Below are 12,052 nucleotides of genomic sequence, written 5' to 3' on the forward strand. Positions count from 1 at the left end.
ACGCGCCGACCGCCAGGGTGTGCGCCCAGGAGGCCTAAGGCCTCCATTCGCAAACAGCCCGCCCGCATAAGGGCGGCATAAGGAACGGTCATGATCTGGATCCCGATCACCATCGCCGCCTCGTTCGCCCAGGTCGCCCGCAACGCCGCCCAGCGCTCGGTGATGGGCGATACGGGCCCTTGGGGCGCGACCCTGGTGCGGTTCCTGTTCGGCCTGCCGTTCACGGCGGTGTTCGTGGGCCTCGCCTTCGCCCTGACCCGCGGCGAGCATCCGCATGCGACGCCCGCCTTCTGGGCGGCGGCCCTGCTGGGCGGGGCTAGCCAGATCGCCGCCACGGCCGCCCTGCTAGTGGCCATGCGCCGGGCCGGGTTCGCCGTGGCCACGGCCGTGCAGCAGAGCTCGATCCCGCTGGCGGCCCTGCTGGGCCTGGTGGTCTATGGCGAGCAGCTGAGCGCGGTGGGCTGGACCGGCGTGGCCCTGGCCAGCGCGGCCCTGCTGGTGGTCACCTGGCCGCGCGCGGGGGCCTCCGGCGAGAAGCCGATCAGCGGCGCCCTCTACGCCCTGTTGTCGGGACTGGCGTTCGGCTTCTGCCTGAACGCCTTCCGCCAGGCCGGTCACGCGCTGGAGCCGGTACATCCGATCTTCGCCGCGGTGGTCACCCTGATGACCGTGCAGATCGTCCAGACCCTGGCCCTGACCCTCTACCTGGCGGTCGGCGATCGCGCCGCCCTGGTCGCGGTGGCCAAGGCCTGGCGACGGTCGCTGGGCGCTGGGTTCTGGGGCGCGGCGGCTTCGGCCGGCTGGTTCATCGCCCTGGCCCTGGCGCCGGCCGGGCAGGTGAGGGCGGTCGGGGTGATCGAGGCGCCGATCGCCGCGCTCGCCGGCCGGCGCCTGTTCGCCGAAAGGCTGACCGCCGTCCAGATGATCTTCGGCCTGATCGCGGCGGCCGGCGTGGCCATGGCCGCGCTCGGCTAGAAAAGGCCATGTTTCTGCGATGAAACGCCCGGCGCCGCCGTTCTGCGAAAACAGGTGGGGCAGGGTCTGTAATAGACCTTGAAATCAACGCTTTCGCAGGGCAAACGGGCTTCGTCGGCAGCTTTGTGGCAGTCAGGCGACGGCGCGGCGGGAGCCTGCGCTCCCGTCGTGCGGCAGGCGCTGGTCAATGGGACAAAACCCGCAATTCGCGGGAATCATGTTGTCCTCTTTTGGAATTGAAGTAGGAGCCATCTTTCCCCTTCGCCTTCGTCGGTCCGCCGACACAAACGGCTCCGTTTCGTCTATCCGCCGCCTTCTGTTTCGAACGACCTCCAGCCGCTTCGCCCCCCTATCCCTCAGTCAGGGCTTTCAATGTTTTCTTCCCTCTTCGGCGTCATCTCCAACGACATCGCCATCGACCTGGGCACCGCCAACACCCTGATCTACCAGAAGGGCAAGGGCATCGTGCTGAACGAGCCGTCGGTGGTCGCGCTGCGCAACGTGGGCGGCCGCAAGATCGTCCATGCGGTGGGGATCGAGGCCAAGCAGATGCTGGGGCGCACGCCGGGCCACATGGAAGCCATCCGCCCGATGCGCGACGGGGTCATCGCCGACTTCGAAGTGGCCGAGGAGATGATCAAGTACTTCATCCGCAAGGTTCACAACCGCAAGGGCTTCGTGAACCCGAAGGTGATCGTCTGCGTGCCGTCGGGCGCCACCGCCGTGGAGCGTCGCGCCATCAACGACAGCTGCCTAAACGCCGGCGCCCGCCGCGTCGGCCTGATCGACGAGCCGATGGCCGCGGCGATCGGCGCCGGCCTGCCGATCCACGAGCCGACCGGTTCGATGGTCGTCGACATCGGCGGCGGCACCACCGAGGTGGCCGTGCTGTCGCTGTCGGGCATCGTCTATTCGCGCAGCGTCCGGGTCGGCGGCGACAAGATGGACGAGGCGATCATCAGCTACATGCGCCGCCACCATAACCTGCTGATCGGCGAGACCACCGCCGAGCGCATCAAGAAGGAAATCGGCACCGCCCGCGCGCCCGCCGACGGCGAAGGCCTGTCGATCGACGTGAAGGGGCGCGACCTGATGCAGGGCGTGCCGCGCGAAGTGCGCATCAGCGAAAAGCAGGCCGCCGACGCCCTGGCCGAGCCCGTCGGGCAGATCGTCGAGGCGGTGAAGGTCGCCCTGGAAGCCACCCCGCCCGAACTGGCCAGCGACATCGCCGACAAGGGCATCATGCTGACCGGCGGCGGCGCGCTGCTGCGCGGCCTGGACGCCGAGATCCGCGACCACACCGGCCTGCCGGTCACCGTGGCCGACGATCCGCTGTCGTGCGTCGCCCTGGGCTGCGGCAAGGTGCTCGAGCATCCCAAGTGGATGAAGGGCGTTCTTGAATCGACTCTCGCCTAGGCGCCTAACTTAAGTCGGACGCCGCGGGGGGCGTCGGGAGAACGCGTACGTGCCCTTTCGCGAAGGTCCGCTCGGCGACCTGAAAGTGCCGCTTACCTGGACCGCGGCCGTGGCGTTGATCGTCGCGGTCGTGATTGCGGTGGCCTTCCTGCTGGCCGACCGGCGCGAGACCCTGCAGCAACAGGCCTACGGCGTCACCCGACAGACGGTCGACACGGTGTCCAAGCCGGTCAGCGGCGTGATCGCCGCGCCCGGGCGCTGGACCGGCCTGGGCGTCGACTTCGTCAGCAGCTACTTCTTCACCGCGTCGGAGAACCGCAAGCTGAAGGCCGAGCTGAAGGAGATGCGCGGCTATCGCGACATGTACCTGGCCGAGGTCGACAAGAACCAGAGCTACCGCTCGCTGCTGGGCCTGCGCACCGATCCGCCGATCCCGATGGTCGCCGCCCGCGTGGTCGCCGACACTCGCGGCCCGTTCGCCAACACCCGCCTGGCCGACTCCGGCTCGGAGAAGGGCGTTGTGGTCGGCAATCCGGTGATGAACGAGCGCGGCCTGGTCGGCCGGGTGGTCGGCGTCGCTCGTGGAGCCAGCCGGGTGCTGCTGCTGACCGACATCGCCTCGCGCACGCCAGTGATGGTCGACCGTACCAACGCCCGCGCCATCCTGACCGGCGACGGCGGTCCCAATCCGAAGCTGGACTATCTGCGCGGCCCCGATCCGATCAAGGAAGGCGACCGGGTCGTCACCTCGGGCGACGGCGGGGTGGTGCCGCGCGGCCTGCCCGTCGGCGCGGCCGTCAAGGGCCTGGACGGCCGTTGGCGGGTGGTGCTGTTCGCCGACGACGCGGCCATCGACTATGTCCGCATCCTGCTGTTCAAGGACTTCGCCCAGCTGGCCGACCAGAAGGCCCTGCTGACCCGCAGCCTGCCGCCCGTCACCACCGAGGATCCCGACGTGTCGATCCTGGGCCCGGTGGCCACCCCGCCCAAGCCGGCCGCCCAGGCCGGCGCGGCGCCCACGGCGTCCGGCGCCGCCCCGGCCGCCCAGGCGACAACGACTCCGACGACGGCGACCACCCCGGCCAAGCCTGCCGCCACCACCTCGCCGGCGACGGCCAAGCCGCTGGCCGCATCGACCCCGAAGCCCGTGACGCCCAAGCCCGTGACGCCCAAGCCGGCGACCTCCGCGCCCGCCCCGGCCCAGCGGCCCGGCGGGGAGATCTAGCGTGGGCGGCGCCCGGCCTCTGCACCCCGGCCTGTGGCTGGGCGCGCCCGCCGTGCTGTGCGTGCTGGCGACGATCGTCTTCGCCGCGCCGATCCGCATCTTCGGCCTGCAGCTGCCCGAGCCGGTGTTCGCCATGGTCCCGGCCTTCGCCTGGGCGCTGATCCGGCCCTCGATCCTGGCGCCGTTCGCCCTGCTGGCGCTGGGCCTGTTCCTGGACATGTTCTGGGGCGGGCCGACCGGCCTGTGGGGCCTGTCGCTGCTGGTCGCCTACGCCACCGCCCTGGCCGGGCGAAGCATGGTGACCGGTCAGAGCCAGCCCGTGATGTGGGCCTGGTTCGCCGGCGTCACCGCCATCGCCATGGCGGGCGGTTTCCTGTTCAGCATGCTCGATAGCCTGGCCATGCCCAGCCTGCTGGCCGTCTTCTGGCAGTTCCTGGTGACGACCCTGTTGTTCCCGTTCGCCCACCGGCTGATCGACCGGTTCGAGGACGCGGACGTTCGGTTCCGGTGACGCCATGAGCGAACCGTCGATCATGTTCTTCGAGGTGAACGAGCGGCAGGGGGTGTTCCACCGCCGCGCGTTCCTGATGGGCGGCCTGGCCGGCGGCGGCCTGATGGCCCTGGGCGGCCGCCTGGCCCAGCTGCAGCTGGTCGAGGCCCAGCGCTACCAGAAGCTCTCGGCCGGCAACCAGTTCAACTACCGCCTCACCCCGCCGCCGCGCGGCCTGATCCTGGACCGCAACGGCGTGGCCCTGGCCTCCAACCGGCCGAACTTCCGCCTGATGGTCAGCAAGGACTCCAAGGACTTCGACGTCGAGACCGCCCTCGACGACCTGGCCCTGCTGGTGCCGATCGACGCCGCGCGCCGCGCCCGCCTGGTCAAGGACATCGCCCGCGCGCCCAAGAAGGCCCCGGTGGCGGTGATGGAGGACATGACCTGGGAGGAGTTCTCCCGCGTCAACATCCGCGCCCCGGAGCTGCCGGGGGTGACGGCCGACATGGGCGAGGTGCGGGTCTATCCGTTCGGCGGGGCCTTTGCCCACGTGATCGGCTATGTCGCCAAGGTCTCCGACCGCGACCTGGAGAAGGCCAAGGACGACCCGACCCAGGACCAGGACCTGCTGCACCATCCGGGCTTCCGGATCGGCAAGGCCGGCATCGAGAAGTCCCTCGACCGCGACCTGCGCGGCCGTCCCGGCGCCACCAAGGCCGAGGTCGACGCCCAGGGGCGCGTCGTGCGCCTGGACCCCGAGGGCGACATCCCGGCCACGCCCGGCAAGGAAGTGCGCCTGACCCTGGACGCCGACATCCAGAACCGCGCCCTGGAGGTGATGGGCGACGAAAGCGGCGCGATCGTCGTCATGGACATCCGCAACGGCGACCTGCTGGCCATGGTCTCGGCCCCCAGCTTCGACGCCAACCGCTTCGTCAAGGGCCTGTCGGGACCTGAGTACAAGGCCCTGGCCGAGTACGAGCGCAAGCCGCTGCTGGACAAGGTGCTGAACGGCACCTTCCCGCCGGGCTCGACCTTCAAGCCGACCGTCGGGCTGGCGGCCCTGACCGCGGGGATCGATCCCGAGGTCCGCGTCAGCTGCGGCGGCAGCTGGTACTACGGCGGGCGGACCTGGCGGTGCTGGCAGAAGGGCGGCCACGGCTCGCAGAACCTGCACGAGGCGATCAAGAACTCGTGCGACATCTATTTCTATCAGACCTCGCTGAAGATCGGGCCCGACGCCATCGCCAGCGCCGCGCGGGCCATGGGCTTCGGCAGCACGTTCGACATCGGCATTCCGGGCCAGAAGAAGGGCCTGGTTCCCGACCGCGAATGGAAGAAGCGGGCCTTCAAGAAGAATCCGGCCAACCAGATCTGGTTTCCGGGCGAAACCCCCAGCTACGGCATCGGCCAGGGGGCGCTCAGCGTCAACGCCCTGCAGCTGGCGGTGATGACCTCGCGCCTGGCCAACGGCAAGAAGGCGCTCAACCCGCGCCTGATCAAGTCGGTGGGCGGCGTCGAGCAGCCCAGCGGTGCGGCGGTGCCCGACCTGCCATTCTCGATGGAGCACCTGGCCTATGTGCGCGGCGGCATGGCGGCCGTGGCCAACGACGTGCGCGGCACCGCCTATCGCCAGAGCCAGCTGGGGCTGGGCGACGTGCAGATGGCCGGCAAGACTGGCACGGCGCAGGTCCGCAGCTATGACAAGGTCAAGAGCCGCAACAGCGCCAGCGTCCAGTGGAAGCTCAAGGACCACAACCTGTTCGTGGCCTTCGCGCCCTATGACGACCCGCGCTACGCCGTGGCCGTCATCGTCGAGCACGGCGGCCTGGGCGGCGCCACCGCCGGGGCCCCGCGGGCCCGCGAGGTGATGCGCGTGGCCCTGCTGAAGGACCCCGAGATCCGGGCCCGCATCGAGCGGCCCATGCCGTTGCCGGCCGAGCCGGTCGAAGCCGCCCCCGACGGTTCTGTCGAGGGCGCCGCGCCCGACGATCCTACCGTCGGGACGGCGCCGACGACCGCCGTCCCGACTGTTCCTGCGTCTCCCGCCCCCGGAGTTCCCCGATGACCCTCAGCGGCGGCCTCAGCCGGCCTGGCGAACGCGATCGGCCGATCATCAAGTTCACGGAGATCGACTGGACCCTGTGTGTGGTCCTGGCCCTGATCGCCGGGGCCGGCGCCCTGATGCTGTTCTCGATCGCCGGCGGCTCGTGGGAGCCCTGGGCCGACAAGCACCTGCTGCGGTTCGGCATCTATTTCATCCTGATGATCGGCCTGGCCCTGGTCGACCTGCGCGTCTGGTTCAGCCTGGCCTATCCGATCTATGGCGTCGGCCTGCTGCTGCTGGTGGCCGTCGCCCTGGTCGGCGACTCCTCGCTGGGCGCCCAGCGTTGGCTGGCCGTGGGGCCGGTGCGGTTCCAACCGTCCGAGATCATGAAGATCGGCGTGGTCCTGGCCCTGGCCCGCTACTATCACGGCCTGTCGGCCGACAGCGCCCGGCTGTCATGGAAGCTGCTGATACCCGCCGCCCTGATCGGCGCGCCGGTGCTGCTGGTGGCCCACCAGCCCGACCTGGGCACGGCGATGCTGATCGCCCTGCCGGGTTTGGCGGTGATGGTGCTGGCGGGGCTGTCGCTGCGCCTGATCGTCGTCGGGGCGGTGGGCGTGCTGGCCGCGCTGCCGCCGTTCATCTTCTTCGTGCTGCACGACTACCAGCGCAACCGCATCCTGACCTTCATGGATCCGGAGAAGGACCCGTCGGGCAACGGCTACCACATCATGCAGTCGAAGATCGCCCTGGGCTCGGGCGGTCTGCTGGGCAAGGGCTGGGGCCTGGGCTCGCAGAGCCAGCTGAACTTCCTGCCCGAGAAGCAGACCGACTTCATTTTCGCCACCCTGGCCGAGGAGTTCGGCTTCGTCGGCTGCGTCAGCGTGCTGTTCCTGTACGGCGTGGCGATCTTCATGGCCCTGCGCATCGCCTCGATCAGCCACAGCCACTTCGGCCGGCTGTCGGCGGCGGGCGTGACCGCCACCTTCGCCCTGTACGTGCTGATCAACGGCGCCATGGTCATGGGCATGGCCCCGGTGGTGGGCGTGCCGATGCCGATGCTGTCGTACGGCGGCACCGTCATGCTGACGGTGATGATCGGCTTCGGACTCGTCCAGGCCGTGCGGGTGCACCGCTATACCGAGGTGACCAGCGGCAAGGGTTCGCTGATGTAGCCGCCGGTTCTTTCCCTCCCCGCAAGGGGGAGGGAAGGGGGCCTTCCTCACTTCCCCTTCAGCGCCCGCCCGGTCACCACCGCTCCCGCCCCGAACTTGCCCCGCAGGCCGTCGATCACCGTCTCGCTCTTCAGCGCCCTGCGCTCGTCGCCGGCGAAGAAGTCGTCGGCCGCGCCCTCGGCGGGGACGAAGTCGGTCAGGCCGGCGCCGATCAGGCGGTAGTGCAGGCCGCGAGGCTCCGCCGCCAGCAGCTCCCGGGCCACTTGGAACAGGGTGCGGGCCGTCTGGGTCGGCACCGCCAGGGTGCGGCGGCGGGTGTGGATCTTGAAGTCCGGCGTGCGCAGCTTCAGCGTCGCCACGCGGCCCGCCACCCCGCCCGCCCGGGCCTGCCGGGCGACCTTCTCGCACAGCGGCCACAGCTCGTCTTCGAGGTCCTCGCGCTTGTAGAGGTCGTCGTTGAAGGTGGTCTCGGCGCTGATCGTCTTGCGCTCCTGGTCGGGATCGACCATCCGCGTGTCGCGCCCGTGGGCCAGGTGGTGCAGCCGCAGCCCGCCCGAGCCCAGCACCTTGACCAGCCATTTGAGGTCGGCGCGGGCGATGTCGCCGACCGTGCGCAGGCCCTCCGACGCCAGGGCCGTCACCGTGGCCGGGCCGACGCCGGGCAGGATCGACACGGGCCGGGGGGCCAGGAACTCGGCGATCCCCGTCGCCCCGATCACCGAGAAGCCGCGCGGCTTGTCCAGTTCCGAGGCGATCTTGGCCAGGAACTTGTTGGGCGCAAGGCCGATCGAGACGGTGATGCCCACCTCGGCTTCGATCTCGCGCTGGACCCGGGCCAGCATCACCGCCGGCGGGGCGCCGTGCAGGCGCTCGGTGCCCGACAGGTCGATCCAGGCCTCGTCCAGCGACAGTGGCTGCACCAGGGGCGTCAGCGCCTCCAGCTTGGCCATGATCCGCCGGCTCTCGTGCTTGTACTTGGCGAAGTTGGGCTTGATGACCACCGCGTCGGGGCACAGCTTCAGCGCCTTGTACATCGGCATGGCCGAGCGCGGGCCGCTCATGCGGGCGATGTAGCAGGCCGTGGTCACCACCCCGCGCTTGCCGCCGCCGACGATCACCGGCTTGTCGCGCAGCGACGGATCGTCGCGCTTCTCGACCGAGGCGTAGAAGGCGTCGCAGTCCATGTGGGCCATGCTCAGCCGGCCCAGTTCCTCGTGGAAGACGACGCGTGGCGACCCGCAGGCCGGGCAGCGCGAGACCTTGGTCTCGCCCGTGGCCAGGCAGTCGCGGCAGAGAACTTTCATGGGAACAGCTTGCGCTCGATCGCGGCCTTCAGGTCCGGCCAAAGGTCGATGCGGGCGTGCCGCTCGGGATCGGAGGGGGCCAGGGGGCGCAGGCGCTCGTCGGCCACCATCTGGAAGCGGCTCACCCACGGCGCGCTGTCCGCCACCGAGTTCAGCTGCGGCAGCAGGTCGTCGATGAACACCGACGGCGAGGCCGTGCGCTCGGACAGGTGCGCCGCCGACGGCCCCTTGGGGCCGCTGTTGATCACCAGCGGATAGTCGAAGCCGTGGGTCTTCAGCCAGCGGATGCGCGACTGGCGGCCGTGCTCGGGAGCGTTGGTCAGGATCACCACGTCGGCCCGGGCGGACAGGTCGGCCAGGGCGTCTGCCGCGCCCTCGGCGGGCAGCAGGTCGTCGGCCCCGTCGCGGAAGAAGTCGTCGAACAGCGCCCGGCCGGCGATCAGGTCCAGGTGCTCGGTCTCGCCCGGGCGGTAGATGTTCTGGAACAGGGCGAAGCGGTCGACCCGCAGTTCGAACCCATGGCGCCCGATGAACGTTCCGAATCCATGCATGAAGCGCGCGAGGACCTCGTCGACATCGACGATGACCAGCGGCGTATCCGGGCGCACGGTGCAGGCCTGAAGGTCGGAAGGACAGGGTTCCATGATCTGCGATCGGTCAAGGTAAACGCGATTAGCGCGGGCTTAAGGATATTCGTGCGATCTGGAATCCAGAAGCGACGCGAATCCCTCACGCATCGCCACGGACCGGAATGGTCGGGGTCAGGATGACGAAGAAGGTCCTCATCGTCGAGGATAACGAGCTGAACATGAAACTCTTTCATGACCTGCTCGAAGCCCAGGGCTATGAGACCCTGCAGACCCGCGAGGGCCTGCAGGCGTTGTCGATCGCCCGCGAGCACCGTCCGGACCTGATCCTGATGGACATCCAGCTTCCCGAGATCTCCGGCCTGGAGGTCACCAAGTGGCTGAAAGAGGACGACGATCTGTCCCATATCCCCGTCGTCGCCGTGACGGCGTTCGCCATGAAGGGCGACGAGGAGCGGATTCGCGAGGGCGGCTGCGAGGCCTATATTTCCAAGCCCATCTCGGTGTCGCACTTCCTGGAAACCATCCGCCGGCTGCTGGAGAGGTAGGGCCGTGAGCGCGCGCATCCTGGTCGTCGACGACATCGAGGCCAATGTCCGCCTGCTCGAGGCCAAGCTGTCGGCTGAATATTATCAGGTCTCCGTCGCCTATGACGGCCCCACGGCCCTGGCCCTGGCGGCGGACGAACTGCCCGACGTCATCCTGCTGGACGTGATGATGCCCGGCATGGACGGCTTCACCGTCTGCCGCAGGCTCAAGGAAGATCCCGCCACCCGCCACATCCCCGTGGTGCTGGTCACGGCCCTGGACGGCCGCGCCGACCGCATCCAGGGGTTGGAGGCCGGCGCCTCTGACTTTCTGACCAAGCCGATCGACGACGTCATGCTGTTCGCCCGGGTGCGCAGCCTGACCCGCTTCAAGCTGGTGATCGACGAACTGCGCCAGCGCGAGGCCTCGGGCCGGCGCATTGGCGTGATCGCCGGCGCCGCCTCACGGCTGGACGGCCTGGGCGGCCGGGTGCTGGTGGTCGACGACAACGAGCGCCAGGCCCAGCGCGTGGCCGCCGAGCTTGCGGTCGAGCACCGCCCTGTCATCGAATCCGACCCCGCCAAGGCCCAGATCAGCGCCGGCGGGCCGGTGGACCTGGTGATCATCAACGCCGCCGCCAAGGGCTTCGACGGCCTGCGCTTCGCCGCCGCCCTGCGCTCGGACGAGCGCACCCGCCACCTGCCGATCCTGGCCATGGTCGATCCGGACGAGCGTCCGCGCATCGTCAAGGCGCTGGAGATCGGCATCAACGACATCCTGCCCCGGCCGATCGATCCGCAGGAACTGGCCGCCCGGGTCAAGACCCAGATCCAGCGCAAGCGCTACACCGACTACCTGCGCCAGAACCTCGACTACAGCCTGGAACTGGCGGTCACCGACCAGCTCACCGGCCTGCACAACCGCCGCTACATGACCGGCCAGCTGGACTCGCTGGTCAAGCGCGCGGGCCTGGGCGGCGACCCGGTCGCGGCCCTGCTGATCGACCTCGACCACTTCAAGAAGATCAACGACGGCTTCGGCCACGACGTCGGCGACGAGGTGCTGCGCGAGTTCGCCCTGCGCCTGGCGTCCAATGTCCGCGCCATCGACCTGCCTTGCCGCTACGGCGGCGAGGAGTTCACGGTGATCATGCCCGACACCCAGCTGGCCGACGCCCTGCGCATCGCCGAGCGGATCCGCATGCACGTCTCCGGCTCGCCGTTCCGCGTGGCCCAGGGCAGCGAGCTCCTGACCGTGACGATCTCGGTCGGCGTCTCGGCCACCAGCGGCCCCGACGACACCCCCGAGGCCTTGCTCAAGCGCGCCGACGAGGCGGTGTACGAAGCCAAGAAGTCGGGCCGCAACGCCGTGGTGGGCAAGGCGGCCTGATCAGTCGGGGACATGCTCTTGCGGCGTGTCCCCGTCAGCAACCGCCGCGCCTGGGACATGGGGACACGCCGCAAGGGCATGTCCCCGCCCGGAAGCTTACCGCTTCGGCACCAGCTTGATCTCGTACAGTCGCGGCCACAGCTTGCCGGTCACGATCAGACGGTCGGCCTTGGCGTCGTAGGCGATGCCGTTCAGCACATCGGCCCGGGCCCGGTCGGCGTCCGGCAGCAGGCCCGCCAAGTCGATCCAGCCGGTCACCTTGCCGGTCGCCGGGTCGATGCGGGCGATGCGGTCGGTCTGCCAGATGTTGGCGTAGATCTCGCCCTTGACCCATTCCAGTTCGTTCAGCTGATCCACCGGCCGGCCCTCGTCGGTGACGGTGATCCCGCCGGTCTCCTTCAGGGTCTCCGGATCCAGGAACCGCAGGCGCGAGGTGCCGTCGCTCATGATGATCCGCGTGTCGTCGCGGGTCAGGGCCCAGCCCTCGCCGGGATAGCGGAACTCGCCCTTGGTCTCGAAATCGTCGATCCCGTAGACGAAGCCGACCTGGTTCTTCCAGGTCAGCTGGATCAGCCGGTCCTTCCAGTCGATGATGCCCTCGCCGAAGAACTGGCTGGAGATCGAGCGTTCATTCTCGACGCTTCCGGTCTCCAGCACGATCTTGCGGATCGACGAGGCGCCTTCCAGTCCGGTGCTCTCGTACAGGAAGCCGTCGCGCAGGAAGAGGCCCTCGGTGAAGGCGTTGGGGTCGTGGGGATAGGTGCGGACCACCTGGTAGCCATAGGACGGGGTGGCGGCGTGGCCGGGCGGCGCGCAGGCCGCCAGCAGGCTCACAAGGGCGATCAGGACGGTCCGGCGCATCATCCCCAAACCCTTAGCCTGGCTTGTGTGTGGAAAGAATGGCGCAAAGAAA

The 12,052-nt window shown here is 69.3% G+C and carries 11 protein-coding genes; 8 read left to right on the forward strand and 3 right to left on the reverse strand.

The window, feature by feature from the left end:
- Positions 1-90: 90 nt before the first annotated feature.
- The 6 genes from ASD47_RS22455 to rodA all read left to right on the forward strand — a co-directional run bounded on the left by ASD47_RS22455 (position 91) and on the right by rodA (position 7,331).
- Positions 91-975, forward strand: coding sequence for a DMT family transporter (locus ASD47_RS22455; protein ID WP_056761596.1), 885 nt, complete (start codon positions 91-93; stop codon positions 973-975).
- 372 nt (positions 976-1,347) lie between these two features.
- Complete coding sequence (locus tag ASD47_RS22460; protein WP_056761599.1) at positions 1,348-2,391, forward strand: rod shape-determining protein; 1,044 nt, start codon at positions 1,348-1,350, stop codon at positions 2,389-2,391.
- Between the two features lie 49 nt (positions 2,392-2,440).
- Positions 2,441-3,616, forward strand: a complete 1,176-nt coding sequence (gene mreC, locus ASD47_RS22465) for a rod shape-determining protein MreC (protein ID WP_056761601.1) — start codon at positions 2,441-2,443, stop codon at positions 3,614-3,616.
- A 1-nt stretch (position 3,617) separates the two neighbouring features.
- Positions 3,618-4,127, forward strand: coding sequence for a hypothetical protein (locus ASD47_RS22470; protein ID WP_056761604.1), 510 nt, complete (start codon positions 3,618-3,620; stop codon positions 4,125-4,127).
- Positions 4,128-4,131: 4 nt separating this feature from the next.
- Positions 4,132-6,177 (forward strand): penicillin-binding protein 2, encoded by a 2,046-nt coding sequence (gene mrdA / locus ASD47_RS22475; RefSeq protein ID WP_056761606.1) that lies wholly within the window; start codon positions 4,132-4,134, stop codon positions 6,175-6,177.
- Entirely contained in the window at positions 6,174-7,331 is a 1,158-nt protein-coding gene (gene rodA / locus ASD47_RS22480; RefSeq protein ID WP_056761609.1) for a rod shape-determining protein RodA, read from the forward strand. Before mrdA ends, rodA begins: the two co-directional genes overlap by 4 nt.
- Positions 7,332-7,378: 47 nt before the next feature.
- Here the strand turns inward: rodA and ASD47_RS22485 are convergent, their stop codons facing one another.
- Both ASD47_RS22485 and ASD47_RS22490 read right to left on the reverse strand, forming a co-directional pair.
- Positions 7,379-8,635, reverse strand: a complete 1,257-nt coding sequence (locus tag ASD47_RS22485; protein WP_056761612.1) for a DNA polymerase IV — start codon at positions 8,633-8,635, stop codon at positions 7,379-7,381.
- Positions 8,632-9,279, reverse strand: a complete 648-nt coding sequence (locus tag ASD47_RS22490) for a hypothetical protein (protein WP_056761614.1) — start codon at positions 9,277-9,279, stop codon at positions 8,632-8,634. The genes ASD47_RS22485 and ASD47_RS22490 overlap by 4 nt, the downstream gene beginning before the upstream one ends.
- 122 nt (positions 9,280-9,401) lie before the next feature.
- On the opposite strand from ASD47_RS22490, the gene divK reads away from it, so the two are divergent.
- Entirely contained in the window at positions 9,402-9,770 is a 369-nt protein-coding gene (gene divK, locus ASD47_RS22495; protein ID WP_056761701.1) for a cell-cycle response regulator DivK, read from the forward strand.
- 4 nt (positions 9,771-9,774) lie between these two features.
- Complete coding sequence (locus ASD47_RS22500; RefSeq protein ID WP_056761616.1) at positions 9,775-11,139, forward strand: PleD family two-component system response regulator; 1,365 nt, start codon at positions 9,775-9,777, stop codon at positions 11,137-11,139.
- A gap of 96 nt (positions 11,140-11,235) precedes the next feature.
- Here ASD47_RS22500 and ASD47_RS22505 read toward each other — a convergent pair whose 3' ends face one another.
- On the reverse strand, positions 11,236-12,003 hold the full coding sequence (locus tag ASD47_RS22505; RefSeq protein ID WP_056761619.1) for a glutaminyl-peptide cyclotransferase: 768 nt from the start codon (positions 12,001-12,003) through the stop codon (positions 11,236-11,238).
- Between the last annotated feature and the right edge of the window lie 49 nt (positions 12,004-12,052).

This window comes from Caulobacter sp. Root1472, assembly GCF_001426985.1.
Lineage (GTDB): Bacteria > Pseudomonadota > Alphaproteobacteria > Caulobacterales > Caulobacteraceae > Caulobacter > Caulobacter rhizosphaerae.

What these genes read in the sequence shown, in the direction of transcription:
- ASD47_RS22490 (WP_056761614.1), bottom strand. Translation starts at nt 9,279, where the DNA reads ATGGAACCCTGTCCTTCCGACCTTCAGGCCTGCACCGTGCGCCCGGAT.
- ASD47_RS22460 (WP_056761599.1), top strand. Translation starts at nt 1,348, where the DNA reads ATGTTTTCTTCCCTCTTCGGCGTCATCTCCAACGACATCGCCATCGAC.
- ASD47_RS22485 (WP_056761612.1), bottom strand. Translation starts at nt 8,635, where the DNA reads ATGAAAGTTCTCTGCCGCGACTGCCTGGCCACGGGCGAGACCAAGGTC.
- ASD47_RS22455 (WP_056761596.1), top strand. Translation starts at nt 91, where the DNA reads ATGATCTGGATCCCGATCACCATCGCCGCCTCGTTCGCCCAGGTCGCC.
- ASD47_RS22505 (WP_056761619.1), bottom strand. Translation starts at nt 12,003, where the DNA reads ATGATGCGCCGGACCGTCCTGATCGCCCTTGTGAGCCTGCTGGCGGCC.
- mrdA (WP_056761606.1), top strand. Translation starts at nt 4,132, where the DNA reads ATGAGCGAACCGTCGATCATGTTCTTCGAGGTGAACGAGCGGCAGGGG.
- rodA (WP_056761609.1), top strand. Translation starts at nt 6,174, where the DNA reads ATGACCCTCAGCGGCGGCCTCAGCCGGCCTGGCGAACGCGATCGGCCG.
- divK (WP_056761701.1), top strand. Translation starts at nt 9,402, where the DNA reads ATGACGAAGAAGGTCCTCATCGTCGAGGATAACGAGCTGAACATGAAA.